Annotated in this window: 12 protein-coding genes; 8 read left to right on the top strand and 4 right to left on the bottom strand. The window is 49.2% G+C overall.

What is annotated here, in order from left to right; translation table 11 throughout:
• Positions 1 to 46: 46 nt before the first annotated feature.
• The 3 genes from I2F54_RS11400 (at position 47) to carB (ending at position 6551) form a co-directional block, all read left to right on the top strand.
• A complete protein-coding gene (locus I2F54_RS11400; RefSeq protein ID WP_195501269.1) occupies positions 47 to 1930 on the top strand; it encodes an amidophosphoribosyltransferase in 1884 nt (627 codons plus the stop codon).
• Positions 1931 to 1932: 2 nt separating this feature from the next.
• Positions 1933 to 3111, top strand: a complete 1179-nt coding sequence (gene carA / locus I2F54_RS11395; protein ID WP_195501268.1) for a glutamine-hydrolyzing carbamoyl-phosphate synthase small subunit — start codon at positions 1933 to 1935, stop codon at positions 3109 to 3111.
• Positions 3112 to 3227: 116 nt separating this feature from the next.
• Positions 3228 to 6551, top strand: a complete 3324-nt coding sequence (carB, locus tag I2F54_RS11390; RefSeq protein ID WP_195501267.1) for a carbamoyl-phosphate synthase large subunit — start codon at positions 3228 to 3230, stop codon at positions 6549 to 6551.
• A 126-nt stretch (positions 6552 to 6677) separates the two neighbouring features.
• On the opposite strand, the gene I2F54_RS11385 is transcribed toward carB, so the two are convergent.
• The 4 genes from I2F54_RS11385 to I2F54_RS11370 all read right to left on the bottom strand — a co-directional run bounded on the left by I2F54_RS11385 (position 6678) and on the right by I2F54_RS11370 (position 13278).
• Entirely contained in the window at positions 6678 to 8039 is a 1362-nt protein-coding gene (locus tag I2F54_RS11385) for a TolC family protein (protein WP_410518268.1), read from the bottom strand.
• On the bottom strand, positions 8036 to 11164 hold the full coding sequence (locus I2F54_RS11380) for an efflux RND transporter permease subunit (protein ID WP_195501265.1): 3129 nt from the start codon (positions 11162 to 11164) through the stop codon (positions 8036 to 8038). The genes I2F54_RS11385 and I2F54_RS11380 overlap by 4 nt, the downstream gene beginning before the upstream one ends.
• Positions 11165 to 11193: 29 nt before the next feature.
• On the bottom strand, positions 11194 to 12261 hold the full coding sequence (locus I2F54_RS11375) for an efflux RND transporter periplasmic adaptor subunit (protein ID WP_195501264.1): 1068 nt from the start codon (positions 12259 to 12261) through the stop codon (positions 11194 to 11196).
• 126 nt (positions 12262 to 12387) lie between these two features.
• Entirely contained in the window at positions 12388 to 13278 is an 891-nt protein-coding gene (locus I2F54_RS11370) for a helix-turn-helix domain-containing protein (protein WP_195501263.1), read from the bottom strand.
• A 168-nt stretch (positions 13279 to 13446) separates the two neighbouring features.
• Here I2F54_RS11370 and I2F54_RS11365 point away from each other — a divergent pair, with 168 nt between their 5' ends.
• From I2F54_RS11365 to I2F54_RS11345, 5 genes are all read left to right on the top strand, one after another.
• Complete coding sequence (locus tag I2F54_RS11365) at positions 13447 to 14715, top strand: TolC family protein (RefSeq protein WP_195501262.1); 1269 nt, start codon at positions 13447 to 13449, stop codon at positions 14713 to 14715.
• Positions 14716 to 14752: 37 nt separating this feature from the next.
• Positions 14753 to 15646: an HlyD family secretion protein gene (locus I2F54_RS11360; RefSeq protein ID WP_195501261.1), complete on the top strand. Its 894-nt coding sequence runs from the start codon at positions 14753 to 14755 to the stop codon at positions 15644 to 15646.
• Positions 15647 to 15689: 43 nt separating this feature from the next.
• The gene (locus I2F54_RS11355; protein ID WP_195501260.1) at positions 15690 to 17150 is read left to right on the top strand and encodes an ATP-binding cassette domain-containing protein; all 1461 of its coding nucleotides are present in this window, start codon (positions 15690 to 15692) and stop codon (positions 17148 to 17150) included.
• 37 nt (positions 17151 to 17187) lie between these two features.
• Positions 17188 to 18291 carry an ABC transporter permease gene (locus I2F54_RS11350; RefSeq protein WP_195501259.1) on the top strand — a complete coding sequence of 368 codons (1104 nt, stop codon included), beginning with the start codon at positions 17188 to 17190 and terminating at the stop codon, positions 18289 to 18291.
• A 67-nt stretch (positions 18292 to 18358) separates the two neighbouring features.
• Positions 18359 to 19474, top strand: coding sequence for an ABC transporter permease (locus I2F54_RS11345; RefSeq protein ID WP_195501258.1), 1116 nt, complete (start codon positions 18359 to 18361; stop codon positions 19472 to 19474).
• Positions 19475 to 19507 lie beyond the last annotated feature (33 nt).

Here is a 19507-nt window from a genome sequence, read left to right as displayed (position 1 = left end):
ATAACGCGTTTTTAAAAGAAGTAATTACTCATTAGTAAATATATAAATGGAACAACTGAAGCATGAATGTGGCGTTGCCATGATACGCCTGCTGAAACCGCTGGAGTATTACGAAGAAAAGTACGGTACATGGATGTACGGGCTGAACAAGCTTTACCTTCTCATGGAGAAACAGCACAACCGGGGGCAGGAAGGAGCCGGACTGGCTTGCGTGAAACTGGAAGCGAACCCCGGCGAGGAATATATGTTCCGCGAACGGGCGCTCGGTTCGGGAGCTATTACCGAGATATTCGATACGGTGCAGAGCAACTTTAAAGACCTGACGAAAGAACAATTGCACGACGCCGGTTATGCAAAGCGTGTGCTTCCTTTCGCGGGAGAAGTGTATATGGGACATCTGCGTTATTCCACCACGGGGAAGTCGGGCATCTCGTACGTGCATCCGTTTCTCAGGAGAAACAACTGGCGTGCCAAGAACCTTGCCCTGTGCGGCAACTTCAACATGACGAACGTGGATGAAATCTTTGCACGCATCACCGCTATCGGCCAGCATCCTCGCAAGTATGCCGATACGTATATCATGCTGGAACAGGTGGGGCACCGGCTCGACCGCGAAGTGGAACGCCTCTTCAACCTTGCCGAAGCCGAAGGGCTGACGGGTATGGGCGTCACGCATTATATCGAAGACCATATAGACCTTGCCAACGTGTTGCGCACCTCGAGCAAAGAGTGGGACGGAGGCTATGTGATGTGCGGGCTTACCGGGAGCGGTGAGACATTCGCCGTCCGGGACCCCTGGGGCATCCGCCCTGCATTCTGGTATCAGGATGATGAAATAGCCGTGCTCGCCAGCGAACGTCCTGTGATACAGACCGCGCTCAACGTTTCCGCTGACAGCATCAAGGAGCTGCAACCGGGACAAGCCGTCCTTATCAACAAAGCCGGTAAGCTCCGTACGGTGCAAATCAATAAGCCGCGTGAAGTGAAACCTTGTTCCTTCGAGCGTATTTATTTCAGTCGCGGCAGTGACGTGGACATCTATAAGGAACGTAAACTATTGGGTGAGAAGTTGGTGCCTAACATCCTGAAAGCCATTGATAAGGATATAGACCATACCGTCTTTTCCTTCATACCGAATACGGCGGAAGTGGCCTTCTACGGAATGTTGCAGGGACTGGACGACTACCTCAACGAGGAGAAAGTCCGGCAGATTGCCGCTTTGGGACATAATCCCAGCCACGATGAGTTGGAGCGTATCCTGTCCCGTCGCATACGAAGCGAAAAGGTAGCCGTCAAAGACATCAAGCTGCGTACTTTCATCGCCGAGGGCAACAGCCGTAATGACCTTGCCGCTCATGTGTACGACATCACTTACGGCAGCCTCGTGCCCGGCGTGGACAATCTGGTTATCATAGACGACAGCATTGTGCGCGGCACTACCTTGAAACAAAGCATAATCGGCATCCTCGACCGCCTCAATCCGAAGAAGATTGTAATCGTAAGTTCCTCGCCGCAAGTGCGCTATCCCGACTATTACGGTATCGACATGGCGAAGATGAGCGAATTCATTGCTTTCAAAGCCGCCATCGAGCTGCTGAAAGAGCGTGAGATGCGCGATGTCATCGAATCCGCCTACCGCAAATCCAAGGAGCAAGCGGGGCTGCCCAAGGAGCAGATGGTGAACTACGTAAAGGAAATCTATGCTCCCTTTACCGATGAAGAGATTTCCGCCAAGATGGTGGAACTCCTGACCCCGAAAGGCACGAAGGCCAAAGTGCAGATTGTATATCAGCCTCTTGAAGGCCTGCATGAAGCTTGTCCGCGGCACCGGGGCGACTGGTACTTCAGCGGTGACTATCCCACGCCGGGCGGTGTGAAGTTGCTGAACGCGGCATTTATTAATTACATAGAACAAGTATATCAATTCTGAATATGAGAAATGTAACTTTAATCCTTGACGACGGGAGCCGCTTCTGCGGTAAGTCGTTTGGCTATGAAAAGCCGGTAGCGGGAGAGGTGGTTTTCAACACGGCCATGTCGGGTTATCCCGAAAGCCTGACCGACCCTTCGTACGCCGGCCAGTTGATGACGCTCACTTATCCGTTGGCGGGCAACTACGGTGTACCGCCTTTCACCATCGAGCCAAACGGGCTGCCTACATTCATGGAGAGTGAACACATCCATGCCGAAGCCGTTATCGTAAGTGACTATTCCGAAAATTACAGCCATTGGAATGCCGTGGAAAGCCTTGGCGACTGGCTGAAGCGTGAGCAAGTACCGGGCATTACAGGCATCGATACCCGCGAATTGACTAAAGTACTGCGCGAGCACGGCGTGATGATGGGGAGAATAGAGTTTAATGAAGAATCGGGGGGGAGGAATGAAGAATTAAGAATTAAGAATGAAGAATCAGGGCGGAAGGATGAAGAATTGCCGGCAGCGGTGTACGAGGGTGTGAACTACGTGGACCGCGTGAGCTGCAAGGAAATCATCCATTACCTGCCCGACGGCACTTCCACCCGTAGCGCAGCCCATTCTTCATTCCTCATTCCTCATTCTTCATTCAAAAAGGTTGTTCTTGTGGACTGCGGTGTCAAGACCAACATTATCCGTTGTCTGCTGAAACGGAATGTGGAGGTCATTCGCGTTCCTTGGAATTACGATTTCAACGGGCTGGAGTTCGATGGCCTGTTCATCTCCAATGGACCCGGCGATCCCGACACCTGTGATGCCGCCGTACAGAATATCCGCAAGGCGATGCAGAACGAAAAGCTGCCTATCTTCGGTATCTGTATGGGTAATCAATTACTCTCCAAAGCCGGAGGAGCCAAGATATACAAGCTGAAATACGGACATCGCAGTCATAATCAGCCGGTGCGCATGGTGGGTACGGAACGCTGCTTCATCACCTCGCAGAATCATGGCTATGCGGTGGACAACAATACGTTGGGCGAAGACTGGGAACCGCTTTTCATCAATATGAATGACGGCTCCAACGAGGGTATTCGCCATAAGCGCAATCCCTGGTTCTCCGCGCAGTTTCATCCCGAAGCTGCCAGCGGACCGACGGATACGGAGTTCCTGTTCGATGAGTTCGTGAAGTTGCTATAAGGGTTTGACAGGTATCGAAATGTGGTTTGATATACGTCAAAACTTTGTTTGATGTACATCAAAAAAGATTCGGATGCCTGTGAAAACCGATTGTTGGTATAATCAAATTTAGACAAATGAAAGAAAACAATATAAAGAAAGTCCTGTTGCTTGGCTCCGGCGCACTGAAAATCGGTGAGGCGGGAGAGTTTGACTATTCCGGCTCGCAGGCGCTCAAGGCATTGAAAGAAGAAGGTATCCATACCGTACTTATCAACCCGAACATCGCTACGGTGCAGACCTCTGAAGGTGTGGCCGACCAGATTTACTTCCTGCCCGTTACCCCTTATTTCGTGGAGAAAGTTATCGAGAAAGAACGCCCCGACGGCGTTATGCTCGCTTTTGGCGGACAGACGGCGTTGAACTGCGGCGTGGAGCTTTACAAGAAGGGTGTTTTTGAGCAATACGGTGTAAAGGTGCTCGGTACTCCCGTGCAGGCTGTCATAGATACGGAAGACCGTGAGATATTCGTCCGGAAGTTGGATGAAATCAATGTAAAAACCATTCAGAGCGAGGCTGTGGAGAATGCCGAAGATGCCCGTCGCGCCGCTGCGGAACTGGGTTATCCGGTGATAGTGCGTGCAGCCTATGCGCTGGGCGGACTGGGGTCGGGCTTCTGCGACAATGAGGAAGAATTGAATGTGCTGGTGGAAAAGGCTTTCTCCTTCTCCCCGCAAGTATTGGTGGAGAAGTCCTTGCGCGGCTGGAAAGAAGTGGAGTATGAGGTGGTACGCGACCGTTTCGACAACTGCATAACGGTCTGCAATATGGAGAACTTCGACCCGCTGGGCATCCACACAGGGGAATCTATCGTGATTGCTCCGTCGCAGACATTAAGCAATACGGATTATCACAAACTGCGTGAACTGGCTATCCGCATCATCCGCCATATCGGTATTGTGGGCGAGTGCAATGTACAGTATGCCTACGACCCGGAAAGCGAAGACTACCGTGTAATAGAGGTAAATGCCCGCTTGAGCCGTTCGTCTGCACTTGCCTCTAAGGCAACGGGTTATCCGCTCGCTTTCGTAGCCGCCAAACTCGGATTGGGCTACGGGCTTTTCGACCTGAAGAATTCCGTTACCAAGACTACCAGCGCATTCTTTGAGCCGGCGCTGGACTATGTGGTTTGTAAGATTCCCCGTTGGGATTTGGGCAAGTTTCATGGCGTAGATAAGGAACTGGGTTCAAGCATGAAGTCTGTCGGCGAGGTCATGGCTATCGGACGCACTTTTGAAGAAGCTATTCAGAAGGGGTTGCGCATGATAGGACAGGGGATGCATGGCTTTGTGGAGAACAAGGAGCTGGTTATCCCCGATATCGATAAAGCGCTCCGAGAGCCTACGGACAAGCGTATCTTTGTCATCTCCAAGGCTTTTCGTGCCGGATATACCGTAGAACAGGTGCATGGACTGACAAAGATAGACCGCTGGTTCTTGGAGAAGCTGATGAATATAATGAATACCAGCAAGGAACTGCACGAGTATTCGGAAGCTGTCTGCCATTCAACAGCCGCCTGTCATTCGGAGCGCAGCGGCGACTCTCTGTCCCTTGCGCTTTCAAAGGAGCAGTTTCTTCACTCCGTCCGAAATGACAAAACAGCGCGGGAGCTGTTGCGCAAGGCCAAGATACAGGGCTTCTCCGATTTGCAGATAGCCCGTGCTCTCGGTTTGGAACGCTATATGGATAGCGAGGACGGCATACTTGCCATACGTGCGTTGCGCAAGAGTATGGGTATTCTGCCCGTAGTGAAACAAATAGATACCCTTGCCGCCGAATATCCCGCGCAGACCAACTATCTGTATTTGACGTATAGCGGCATTGCCAATGATGTGCATTACCTGGGCGACCGTAAGTCTATCGTTGTACTCGGTTCGGGCGCGTATCGCATCGGCTCCTCGGTAGAGTTCGACTGGTGCGGTGTACAGGCATTGAACACTATCCGCAAGGAGGGCTATCGCAGCGTGATGATTAATTACAATCCCGAAACCGTATCCACAGACTACGATATGTGCGACCGCCTCTATTTCGACGAACTCACCTTCGAGCGTGTCATGGACATCCTCGAGCTGGAAAATCCGCATGGGGTAATCGTTTCTACGGGCGGCCAGATACCGAACAACCTTGCCATGCGTCTTGATGCGCAGAATGTGCCCATCCTCGGCACAAGCGCCAAGAGCATTGACAACGCCGAAGACCGGGACAAGTTCTCCGCCATGCTGGACCGTATCGGTGTAGACCAGCCCGAATGGCGGGCGCTTACTTCACTGGAAGACATCAACGCTTTTGTCGATAAGGTGGGATTCCCGGTGTTGGTTCGTCCCAGTTACGTGCTATCCGGTGCGGCAATGAACGTTTGCTCCAATCAGGAAGAGCTGGAACGCTTCTTGCAGTTGGCGGCAAACGTATCGAAGAAGCATCCGGTAGTCGTGAGCCAGTTCATAGAGCATGCCAAGGAAGTGGAAATGGATGCCGTAGCGCGGAACGGGGAAATCATCGCGTATGCTATCAGCGAGCATATAGAGTTTGCCGGCGTACATTCCGGTGATGCCACTATCCAGTTTCCGCCGCAGAAGCTTTATGTGGAGACGGTGCGTCGTATCAAACGTATCAGTCGGGAGATTGCCCGGGAACTGAATATCTCCGGTCCGTTCAATATTCAGTATCTCGCCAAGGACAACGCCATCAAGGTGATTGAATGTAACCTGCGTGCCAGCCGTTCGTTCCCGTTCGTAAGCAAGGTACTTAAAATCAACTTTATCGAACTGGCTACGAAAGTGATGCTCGGCATTCCTGTACAGAAGCCGGACAAGAACCTCTTCGACCTCGATTACGTAGGAATCAAGGCTTCTCAGTTCTCCTTCAACCGCCTGCAAAAGGCAGACCCTGTACTGGGTGTGGATATGGCGTCTACGGGCGAAGTGGGGTGTATAGGCAGTGACACTTCCTGTGCCATTCTCAAGGCGATGCTCTCTGTCGGTTATCGTATTCCGCAAAAGAACATCCTGCTCTCTACCGGTACTCCGAAACAGAAGGTGGATATGCTTTCCGCAGCCCGTATGCTTCAGAAGAAAGGATATAAACTATTTGCCACCGGTGGTTCAAGCAAGTTTCTTACGGAGAATGGTGTGGAGAATACCCGCGTCTATTGGCCGAGCGAACCCGATATGCAGCCGCAGGCACTCGAAATGCTGCATAAGAAAGAAATTGATATGGTGGTGAATATTCCAAAGAACCTCACCGCGGGCGAGTTGGACAACGGCTACAAGATACGCCGTGCCGCTATCGACCTCAATATTCCGCTGATTACGAACGCACGTCTGGCAAGCGCCTTTATCAATGCGTTCTGTACGATGACACCGGATGATTTGGCTATCAAGTCTTGGGAGGAGTATAAATAACAGTCCATTACTGTTTGTTTCTTTTCAGGTACGGATTTCACGGAAAGAGGATAAAGTAAATCCGTGTAATCCGTGCCTGAAAGAAATCATCCGGTGCATTTTGGCTTCTTGTTTTTATAATAATCGTTATTTCAGCAGCGTACCTGTCGCCTTTAAATAAGCGACATAGTTCAAGTACAGCCGGAAATGTGTATCTACTTTGGTTTCGTACGCTTGCTGCCACATGGCTTGTGCTTCCAGATGGTCGGACAGTGTTTCCAGTCCCACATCATATTGGCTACGGCTCACTCTCATATTCTCTTCCGCCTGTTGCAGGGAACGTTCGGCGATGGAGCTTTCCAGCCGGGCTTCATCGAGGTTGTTGGCGGCTTGTGTAAGTTCCAGTAACATCTGTTCGTTCATATTCTCCTGTTCAAGGCGGGTTTGTTCCAGTTTGGCTTTGGCCGCACGTACTTTGCCGGTACGTTCGCCGAAATGGAAAAGAGGTACGCTTACGTTCAGGAGAACGGAGAAACTGCCCTTATCAAACAAATTCTGATTGTTCACTTCCAGGCCGTGAATATAGTCGTATGAACCTTTTACACCGATTTGGGGCAGTAACTCGCTGCGGTTTAACTTAACCTGTTGCTTGGCAATGGCTACTTGCTGATTCAGTATGGCATATTCGGGACGGGCGGAGATATCCGATATCTGCAGTTGGATGTCCTGTTCCACTTCGGGAAAACTGTCGGAAGTCCGTATGTCCGTGCCCAAAGGCTTGCCGATGTAATGACAGAGATTCATGGTTGCCAGACGGAGCGCATTGCCGGCCTTGCGGATATTAAGTTCGCTCTCATTCAGTTTTACCTGCACTTTCAGCACATCGTTCCGGGGCTTCAGACCATGCTTATGGGCGCTCTCAACATTCTTCATCAATTCTATAAGCACGGCGTTGTACTTCTCGGCCACTTTCTTCATCTCTTTGGCTTTGATGACCTGCGCATAGGCTTGGTCTGTTTTCACGATAACCTCCGAGGCTGTCAGCGTTTCGTTCATCCGCGCCATTTCTTTGCCCAATAAAGACATCTTGTAGGCCGCACGAATTTTGCCGCCCATATACAGCGGCTGTTCTATTTGTACACCGCCCATATATACCATGCCTATCTTATAGTTCAGGTCTACTCCGGGGAAATAGGCGAAACCGTTGTTGGGCAGAAACTGTCCTGCGGCATCGGGCAGAAAAGTGGGCAGATTGCCGCTGGCTATGCCGAAGCTGCCGTCCGCCGTACTGTAAATACCCGTTCCGCTGAGGGTGAAGTTGGGGAAGAAATTACCTTTGTAACTCTTTGCGGTGTAGCGCGCGCTTTCCGTTTGCTTGGCGGAGGCCGCCATTTCTTTATTGTATTTCAACGCCATTTCCCTACATTGCTCCAAGGTAAGCGTCTCCTGTGCGGAGATACCGGCAGAGAACAGCAGAGAGGTGAGGATGATTATTTTCTTTTTCATCATTGTTCGTTTTTTATATGAAAGAATAATGCGTACAGGATGGGGATGAAGAGGAGCGTTATCAGCGTTCCGAATGTAAGGCCGCCCATAATGGAAGCCGCCAGCGAACCGAACATGGCATCGGGCAGCAGCGGTATCATGCCTAAAATGGTAGTCAGCGCCGCCATTGTCACAGGACGGAGACGGCTTTGGGCGCTGTCCACCAATGCCGTAATCGGTTCTATCCCCTGATTTAGTTGAAGAGTGATTTCATCCATTAGCACGATGCCGTTCTTGATGAGCATACCTATCAGTCCCAGTGTGCCCACAATTGCTACGAAGTTGAACGTTTTACCCGTAAGCAACATCACCGCCACCACTCCCACAAGAATCATGGGGAGACAACAGAAGATGATAATCGGTTTGCGGTAGTCCTTGAACAGCATAATCAGGATGGCAATCATCAGTATGATAGCCAGCGGGAAGTTCTTGAACAAATATTTCATGGACTGGTCGCTTGCATTCTTTTCTCCTTGCCAATGCAGGGTGTAGCCGTCGGGCAATTCTATCTGCTCTATCTTTCGTGCAATGGCTTGCCGCGCTTTTTCCGTTTCTATGCCGGGAGCGGGCGAGCATTGCACACGCTGGCTGCGCTGTCCGTTGTAGCGTGGCACTACGGGATCTTCCCAACGGATGTCTATGCTCTTGCTGATTTGTTTCAGCGGAGTACTGCCCATGAGGCTTTCCACCAGCTCTTCTTTGCTCAGGGTACCGGCTTTCAGCTTGACCATGGTTTCTTCATTCAGCAGTCCGTTCAGAGAGGGAAGGGCGGAGAATACCTGTGTGTTGCCCAAGTCTTCTATCGGCCGCCCTTGCTCGTCCAGACATTTCAGATAGATATTGTCGCGGTGTATGCCTTCGTAGAAAGAGCCGATAGGTATGCCGCCGTTCACGGAAAGGAGAGACATGCTTACGTCGTTACGGCTGAGGCCTGATGCCCGGGCTGCCGCCTGATCGTATTCAATGGAAAGTACAGGTATCTGCGGTTCCCAGTCGGTGGTGATGAGACATACTTCCGGGGTATTCTCCATAATGCTCCGTACACTGTCCGCCAACTGATGCAGCACGGCGGGATCAGGCCCCATGAATTGAGCTTCGATGGGGTACTTCTTGAACATCAGGTTGTAGCGTTTCAGTTTCACGTAGGCATCGGGATAATGCCGTGTCAGGTAGCCCTGTATTTCATCCATATTGTCTACCAGGGCGTCCGGTGAGGTGAAGTCGATAATCAGCTCGCCGTAAGACAGCGACGGATTGGCGATGCTGCGCACCAGATTGTAACGCCCCGGTGTGCCGCCTATGGAAGCGGTGACGTGGGTAATCTCCTTGCGTGTTTTCAGATAGGCTTCTATTTCCCTTAAATCTCTTGCCACACGGGTGGAGTTATTGCCCTCGGGCAATTTGTATTCCATATATAACTGGTCGTACACCATATCCGGGAAGAACCCCTGACGCATATATCCGTAACCGAATATGGAAAGCCCTAACAGAGCCGCCATTGCCAGTACAAAACTCCAACGGTGTGCCAGTCCGAAATATAGGGCGGTGCGCAACAAGGCATAGGTACGCCCTTTGTATTCACGTTTTCCGGTAGCGCTGACTTCTACTGTGGGGTGCAGCCTGCGATTGGCCATTAGGGGTACGTGCACCAATGCCAGTACCCAGCTTAGCAGCAGGGAGACAGCCAGCACAATGAAAAGGTCGCGGGTGTACACTCCGGCGGTGTCCGATGACATGAAGATGGGAAGAAAGGCGATGATGGCTATCAGGGTGGCTCCCAGCAGAGGCATCGCTGTCTGGCGGCCGATGGCGGTCATGGCTTCCATACGGCTCTTCCCGGCTTTCAGGTCTACCAATATGCCGTCCACGATGACGATGGCGTTATCCACCAGCATACCCATGGCCAGCACGAAGGCGGCCAGCGATACGCGCTGCATGGTTCCGCCCGCCGTTTGCAGGAACAGGAAGGAGCCGAATACGGTGACAACCAGACTGATTCCGATAATGACTCCGCTCTTGAATCCCATAGCCAGCATCAGAATGACTACAACGATAATGACAGATTCAATCAGGTTGATTACGAAAGTCCCCAAAGAAGCTCCTACACGCTCCGGCTGATAGAACACTTTGTGGCACTCTACACCGGCGGGCAGGCGGTTTTCTTTCAGCTGCGCCAGTTTCTTCTCTACGGCGGCGCCGACTTTTACAATATCCGATCCGCTGGCGGCCGCGACAAGAATGCCTTGCGCCCGTTCGCTGTCGAAGAACAGTTCGTTGCGGGTAGGTTCTTCGTATCCTTTTTCGATACGGGCAATGTCACGCATACGGAGTTGGTCGTCGTCATGTCCCTGAATCAGCATATTGCCTATGTCTTCTACCGTCTTGAATTTATCGCTGACAGTGACGCGGATGCGGTTGTCTCCGTTGTCGTAATAACCGCTGTATGTAGTCTTGTTCTGTCCGTTCAGGGTAGTGAGAACTTCGGCGGGTTTCACGCCGAGGTTTGCCATGCGGTCTTGCAACAGGGAGATGTTGATACATTCGGGACGTTTGCCGTACAGCTCCACCCGGTCTACGTCTTCCATGTCACTGATTTCCCGCTTGATGAGTTCGGCATAGTCGGACAGTTCACGGTCGGACAGTCCGTCGCCTGTCAGTGCATAGAACATTCCGTACACATTGCCGAAATCATCTTTGACGATAGGGGTACCCGCTCCGTCGGGAAGCAGGGCGCAAGCGTCGTGTACCTTGCGGCGCAACATGTCCCAGCATTGCTCCACCTCTTCATCCCGGGTGGTAGTGGTCAGTTCTACCTGTATCAGCGAAAGGTCGTTGTAAGAGTAGCTTTCCACATTGTCTATGTTTCCCATACTGCGGATGCTCTTTTCCAACACATCCGTCACTTCCAATTCCACTTGGTGGGCGGATGCTCCCGGATATGTGGTCACCACCATGGCAAGTTTCACTTTAATTTCCGGGTCTTCCAGTTTACTCATCTGGTAGCAGGAGAGAATTCCGCCGATAAGCAGCACCGTCACCAGAAAATAGATAAGGTTACGGTTCTTAAATGCCCATTTACTTATATCCATATAACTGATATTTTAGATGTAAATCAATGTTACAACAGTCCGCCGATATTTGTCTTACTGGCAGCGGGCAGAGGTTTTACGGTTTCTCCGTTCTGTATGTGGTGTATTCCGGCGGACACGACCAGTTCTCCGGGTTTCAGTTCATCGGATGTGATGATGCAGCGTCCGTCACTCATCAGGCGCACTATGGTTACTTCGCGGCGGCTCACCTTATTGTCGGACGGGGTGTATACAAATACACCGGCCTCTCCGTCTTTCTGCAGAATGGCATTGCAGGGTACGGACATACTGTGGGCATCGTCACTATCGCAACGAATGGTAACCATTGTATTCATGCCGGGCGAAGGAACGGGGTGTTTGTCCGCAACCAGTTGCAGGCGCATGGTGTACAGTTGGTTTGCATTGGCTTTGGGAGTGACGCTGATAAGCTTCAACGGGTAACTCTGGTCCGGATAAATGTCGAATGTGCAGTGATATTGGTTGAATTGCTCACGCCGGATGTATTCGGCTGCAGGCAGATTTATCTCTACTTCCGGTGCACCGCCACTAATCATGGACAGGACAGGCATGCCGGCGCCTATTGTCTCGTGTGCTTCAAACAGACGTTTTTGTATATAGCCGTTGAAGGGAGCGTAAAGGCGGGTGTAACCCAGCTGGTCTTTGTGGTGCTGATATTTGGCGGTGATTTGTTTCAGTCCGTACACAGCCTTGTCGTTAGCGCTGGGAGTAGTCCCGTTCTCTTTGTACAGGGCCATTACGCGTTCCGCTTCCGCTTTTATCTGTTTGTATTCGGCTTCTGTGGCGTCCAGTTGTACTTGGTAGTCCGTCGGGTCCAGTTCGGCAAGCAACTGTCCCGCTTGTACACGGGCGCCGTCTTTTACATATATCTTCCGGATAGTTCCGCTTACCCTGAATGCGAGGCTGATGTCCTGTGCCGCTTTTACCTTTCCGGGATATTGCAGATAGGTCTGTCCGTTGGCGGAAGTAACCGTATCTATTTTTACAGTTTGGTATTCTCTTGCATCTTTCGTGCTACTGTTGCAGGATGCAAGTAAGCATGTGGTAATGCTCGCTAAAACCCAATAAATTCGTTTCATAATTTACAGTATATTAGTTTTGTGACAAAACTACTCAGTAACCGCTATATAGAAAAGGTTTATAAGGTTTATAAACTGTTCTGTTTATGACATCCTGATAAGGAAAAACAGACCATTTCCGGTTTATTATGTTTTCTGGTATTCGGCAGGCGTCATTCCCGTCATTCTCTTGAAGAATTTCGAGAAGAAAGACGGATTGGGAAAGTTCAATTCATCCGATATTTGGAAGATTAGCAGGTCGCTGTGCTTCAGCAACACTTTTGCTTCGATAACAACGGATTGGTTGATCCATTGCATTACCGTCTGTCCGCTTGCCTCACGTATAATGGTGCTCAGATAATGAGGGGTCAGGCATAGCTTGTCGGCATAGAAGTTGACGGAACGTTCTTGCTTGCTATGTTCGTTTACAAGGGCTATGAAACGGCGGAATATTTCTTCCCGGCGCGAAAGACGCAGGGGAGTGGTTGTGCGCGTTTGCTCGTAAGTATACTTAAGATTGTAAAGCAGGGAAATGATGAAGTGCTGTACGGTTTCACGACGGTAGGGCGAGGAATGGAGTATATTCCACAGCAGGGTAAAAAACATCTCCGCCTGTATCCATTCTTCCTCATTAAGTGACAGTACGATACCGTTTCTCGTGTAAGTTTCCGACAGGATAGAACCGGGCAGGGCAGGCAGAAAATTACAGGCGGGCACTATGACTTGAAAATCGTAGTCGGGACTGATTTCAAGTAATTCTATCAGGGAGTTGTCGGGGATTATAATAATTTGATGAGCGGATACTTCGTATTCGATAAGGTTGATGGAGATTCGCCCTGTTCCTTGCAGAATACGGATGATTCGTCCTTCTTTGGCACGATAGGGCTGTCCGGTATGGAACAACTTGCTTCCCATTTGTATGAAACTGATAACCATACCCAAATCATCGTTTATAAAGCGATATTCCAGGTGGTTGATGATGTCCAGCTTATAACGGATATCATCGAATGCAACGCTTATAGGTCTGTTCTTTTCCATGTTTATAAATAGTAAGTAATTCAGTGGCAAAGATAATAAAGTATTCATATCGTTTGCCTTTTTCTACAAAAAGCCGTACTATTGGAACATCTTTGCCAACAAATAGGTTGTAAGCATACTAAGTTATGCGTCTATCTTTGCATTGTGCTAAATAAATAAGAAACAGATATGGATATGAAACAAGTAATTCTCTCTTTAACCTTTCTTCTTACGGCTACGTTGGCTCACGCCCAGCTTACTTTGGATGAGTGCCAACGTCAGGCGCAGGTTAATTATCCGTTGGTACGCCGGTACGGACTGATAGAAAAGGCACGTGAGTATGACCTTTCCAATGCCGGAAAGGGATATCTGCCCCGGTTCTCTTTGTCGGGCAAGGCTACGTATCAAAGTGATATAACGCAACTTCCCGTCGAAATACCGGGTATCAATGTAAAGACCGCTCCCAAAGACCAGTACCAGGTGATGCTTGAATTGCAGCAAACCATTTGGGACGGTGGGGATATCCGTAACAGGAAACGTCTGACACGTGCGGCATCGGATGTGGACATGGAAAAGCAGAATGTGGATATGTACGCGTTGAACGACCGCGTCAACCAGTTGTTTTTCGGTATCCTGTTGCTGGACGAACAGCTGAAGCAGAACCAACTTTTGCAGGATGATTTGGGAAGAACGCACAAGCAAGTATCAAACTATATAATAAACGGTATAGCCACTCAAAGCGATTTGGATGCCGTCAGTGTGGAACAACTGAATGCCAAACAACGCCGCATCGAGCTGGAAACATCGCGTCAGGCATACCTAAACATGCTTTCCGCTTTTATGGGACAGGAAATCCCTTCCGGAACTACTTTGCGGAAGCCCGTACTGGAAGATACGGGTAATATGGCAAACGGAATGAATAACCGTCCCGAACTTCGCCTTTTTGAGGCTCAGGGAGAACAGCTCAGAGTACAGGAATCTACGCTGAATGCAAGGGTAATGCCCCGTTTCGGGCTTTTTGTACAGGGCGCTTATGGCAATCCGGGTTTGAATATGCTGAAAGATGAATTTGATGCATATTATGTGGCAGGTATACGTATGTCATGGAACTTCGGCAGTCTGTATACTCTAAAGAATGACCGCCGCAGGATAGACAACAGTCGCCGGCAGATAGAAACCGGCAGAGACGTGTTTCTCTTCAATACCCGTTTGCAAGCTACGCAGCAGGATGCGGGTGTATGGTCCATGCGCAGGCAAATGGCGAATGACGATGAAATCATCCGTTTACGTGAGAATATCCGCCGTGCAGCCGAAGCCAAAGTAGAGAACGGGACGCTGACCGTCACCGATATGCTCCGTGAGATAACCAATGAAAATCTGGCGCGCCGTACCAAGGCATTGCATGAAGTGCAGCTGTTGATGAATATCTGGCAGTTGAAATATACTTTAAATAATTGAGACTTTAGAATTGACAGTAACAATAAAATCCTATAATATGAAATCATTTAAATTATTGCCGGTATTGTTCCTTCTTGGCGCTTGCAGTAGCGGCACGCCCGAATATGACGCTACGGGAACTTTTGAAGCTACCGAGGTTATAGTCTCTGCCGAAGCGTCCGGAAAGATACTCGGTTTGGATGTGGAAGAAGGTACGACCTTGAAAGCCGGGCAGGAAGTCGGCATCATCGACACGGTTCAGCTCTATCTGAAAAAACTCCAGCTGGAAGCCAGCGCCAAGTCTGTGGAAGGGCAACGCCCCGATATTTTGAAACAGGTGGCGGCAACCAAAGAACAAATTCTTCAGGCGCAGCGCGAGCGTGACCGTGTAGCCAATCTGCTTCGTGTAGGTGCGGCTAATCAGAAGCAATTGGATGACGCCGAATCGCTACTTAAAGTACTCCGTAAACAACTTACCGCTCAAAACTCCACGCTGCGGAACAGCGACCAAAGCCTGACGTGGCAGAGCTCGTCGGTAGGTATCCAGGTCGCGCAGATGGAAGACCAGTTGAAGAAGTGCCATATCATTTCCCCGTTGACAGGAACTGTTCTTGCCAAATATGCAGAAGCGGGAGAACTGGCGGCACCGGGTACTCCGTTATTCAAGATTGCTGATATGGAACAGATTTATCTGCGCGCCTATATCACTTCCGAACAATTGTCCGAAGTGCAGCTGGGGCAGAAAGTGACAGTCTATTCCGATTATGGTAAAGATGTAAGGAAAGAATATCCTGGAATTGTCATTTGGATTTCGGACAGTTCCGAGTTTACTCCCAAGACAATTCTTACGAAAGATGAGCGTGCCAATTTGGTATATACCATTAAAGTGGCTGTGAAAAATGATGGTATGTTGAAAATCGGAATGTATGGAGGAGTGGATTTTAACGACTGATAATGTATAGTTAGTATTTTGTAATTCATCATTCAACAACGTCATGAACTTTGCAGTAACTGTCGATAACGTCTTTAAGCGTTACGGCCGGGTGGAGGCCTTGCAAGGCGTCTCTCTCTCCGTCCGTCCGGGTGAACTTTTCGGAATCATCGGGCCTGACGGTGCGGGGAAAACGTCGCTGTTCCGTATTCTTACCACTTTGTTGCTTGCCGATGAGGGTAAGGCTACGGTATGTGGATTGGACACTGTGAAAGATTATAAGGCTATCCGCCAACGGGTAGGGTATATGCCCGGACGTTTCTCTCTCTATCAAGACCTGACGGTAGAAGAAAACCTGAGTTTCTTCGCTACGGTTTTTCATACTACCATTGAGGAGAATTATGATTTGGTGCGTGATATCTACCGACAGATAGAACCTTTTCGTACACGTCGTGCCGGGGCCTTGTCCGGTGGTATGAAGCAGAAGCTTGCCCTTAGTTGCGCGCTTATCCATAAGCCGGATATTCTTTTTCTGGATGAGCCTACCACGGGGGTAGACCCTGTTTCTCGCAAAGAATTTTGGGAAATGCTCCGCCGTCTCAAAGAACAGGGTATCACCATCATAGCCTCTACTCCGATTATCGACGAGGCACGCCAATGCGACCGTATTGCCTTTATCAATGAAGGCCGGATACATGGTATTGATACTCCCGGCCGTATTCTGAAACAATTTGCGGACATACTTTGTCCTTCGGGACTGTTACACGAGAAAGCGGATAACCGTGAGAATTATGTAATAGAAGTGGACGGACTGACCAAACGTTTCGGGACGTTTACGGCTGTCGACCATATTTCCTTCAAAGTACGCCAAGGTGAAATCTTCGGCTTTCTGGGTGCCAATGGAGCCGGTAAGACTACCGCTATGCGTATGCTCACAGGTTTAAGCCATCCTACGGACGGCAAAGCTTGTGTTGCAGGCTTTGATGTTGCCACCCAATCCGAAGCCGTGAAAAAGAACATCGGTTATATGAGTCAGAAGTTTTCCTTGTATGAAGATCTCAAAGTATGGGAAAATATCCGCCTTTTTGCCGGTATCTATGGGGTGCCCGAAACCGAGATTGCCTCGAGAACAGATGAATTGCTTCTACGTCTGGGACTGGAACAAGAGCGTGATACGCTCGTTAAGAATCTGCCGCTGGGGTGGAAACAGAAGCTCGCTTTTTCGGTCTCCATTTTTCATCATCCCAAGATTGTTTTTCTGGATGAACCTACGGGCGGTGTCGATCCTGCCACCCGCCGCCAGTTTTGGGAGTTGATTTATCAGGCTGCCGATCAGGGTATCACTGTTTTTGTCACAACCCATTTTATGGATGAGGCGGAGTATTGCGACCGTATTTCTATCATGGTGGATGGTGTAATCCGTGCGCTTGATACTCCCGACAGACTGAAACAACAGTTTGGAGCAGCTACCATGGACGATGTTTTTCAACAGTTGGCCCGTGAGGCTGTAAGAGCGGCCGATTGATACAGATATAAAATTCAAAACTGATTGTGATATAACCATGAAACAATTCATAGCTTTTGTCCGAAAAGAATTCTTTCACATCTTCCGCGACCGGCGTACGATGCTGATTCTGATGGGTATGCCCATTGTGCAGATTATCCTTTTCGGCTTTGCCATCACTACGGAGGTAAAGAATGTGCGTGTTGCCGTTCTCGACCCTTCCAATGATGTCGTAACCCGGCGCATTATCGACCGTGTGGATGCCAGTGAGTATTTTACTGTTATCCGCCATCTGCATTCCCCCGAAGAAGCAGACCGTTTTTTCAGGAGCGGGGATATTGATATGGCAATAGTCTTTAGCGAACGTTTCTCGGACAATCTCTATACCGGTGAGGCCGGAGTACAGATTATTTCCGATGCCACCGACCCCAATATGGCTACCATGCAGGCCGGATATGCCACAAATATTATCTCTATGACGGGACAGGAGATGCTTCCGCCCGGAGTACGCGCCTCTGCCATTGTGCCCCAGGTCAAGCTGCTTTACAATCCGCAAATGAAGAGTGCCTATAATTTTGTTCCCGGTGTTATGGGCCTTATCCTGATGCTGATTTGTGCAATGATGACTTCTATCTCCATAGTACGCGAAAAGGAAACGGGAACTATGGAAGTGCTACTGGTTTCTCCCGTAAAACCGCTGTTTATCATCCTTGCCAAAGCAGTGCCGTACTTCGTTTTGTCATTTGTCAATCTGATAACGATTCTGTTGCTCTCTGTCTATGTCCTTCATGTGCCGGTTGCGGGCAGCCTGTTTTGGCTGATTGTAGTGTCATTGCTTTTTATTTTCGTATCATTGGCTTTGGGACTGCTCATTTCTACCGTAACCCGTACGCAGGTAGCCGCTATGCTGGTGTCCGGATTAATGCTGATGATGCCTACCATGCTGCTTTCGGGAATGATATTTCCTATCGAGAGCATGCCTGTTATTTTACGAGGTATTTCCACAGTGATTCCTGCGCGTTGGTATATTCAGGCGGTACGTAAATTGATGATAGAGGGGGTGGATATATCACTGGTGCTGACCGAAATCAGTATACTGACCGTTATGGCGGTATTTCTGATAACCGTTAGCTTCAAGAAATTCAAGAACCGGTTGGAATGATGCCGTTTCAATTGTATTAAGTATATAAGATGTGTCATGACCGTAGAGTATAAACAGTAGTATCCTTATGATTAAATATCTGATAGAAAAAGAATTCAAGCAGCTGTTTCGCAACTCATTCTTGCCAAAGCTGATTTTCATATTCCCATGTATGATTATGATATTGATGCCTTGGGCTGCCAACTTGGAGATAAAGAATATCAATCTGAATATTGTGGATAATGACCATAGTGTTGTGTCACGCCGTTTGGTAGATAAGATCGGCGCTTCCACCTATTTTCGGCTGACAGCGCTTCCCGATACTTATGATGAGGCTTTGCTGGGTGTTGAAAAAGGTACGGTAGATGTCATTTTGGAGATTCCCCATGATTTTGAAAAAGATTGGATAAACGGTAAAGCGCCTCGTTTGCTTGTCGCAGCCAATGCTGTAAACGGAACAAAAGGAAGTTTGGGCGGCTCTTATCTGTCTTCTATCATCAGTGATTATGCCCGTGAATTAAGGTCGGAAACACCTGTTAGAGCATTAGCGGGAAAACCGCTTCCCCGTATCGGCATCTCTACCTTGAATCTCTATAACCCCACTCTGAACTATAAGCTTTTCATGATTCCTGCACTTATGGTTATGTTACTGACATTGATTTGCGGTTTTCTTCCCGCCCTCAATGTAGTGGGAGAGAAAGAAGCGGGGACTATTGAACAAATCAATGTGACACCGGTCAATAAATTCACGTTTATCGCTGCCAAGTTGATACCTTATTGGTTGATAGGATTTGTGGTGCTTACCATTTGTTTTGTCCTTGCCTGGTTGCTTTATGGAATTTTGCCTGCCGGGCATTTTCTCACAATCTACGGTTTCGCACTGATATTTCTTCCGGTGGTTTCCGGTTTTGGCCTGGTTATATCCAATCATTCGTCAACGCTACAGCAAGCCATGTTTGTCATGTGGTTTTTTATGCTCGTACTTATTTTAATGAGCGGTCTTTTTACTCCTATTCATAGTATGCCCGAATGGGCGCAATGGATTACCCGTATCAATCCGTTAAGGTATTTTGTAGAAGTAATGCGTACGATATACCTTCGCGGCGGTGGTTTCGCCGAGTTGCTTCCTCAACTGGGGGCTCTGCTTGCTTTTGCCGCAGTAGCCAATATCTGGGCGGTAAAAAGTTACAGAAAAAGCAATTGAAAAGGGGATACCGCCTTATTATTCCTATGACCT

Origin of the sequence: Bacteroides clarus (genome assembly GCF_015555825.1) — a bacterium.
Taxonomy (GTDB): domain Bacteria; phylum Bacteroidota; class Bacteroidia; order Bacteroidales; family Bacteroidaceae; genus Bacteroides; species Bacteroides clarus.
Note: the sequence above shows the minus strand (reverse complement) of the source record. Positions and strands in the feature narration are given on the sequence as shown.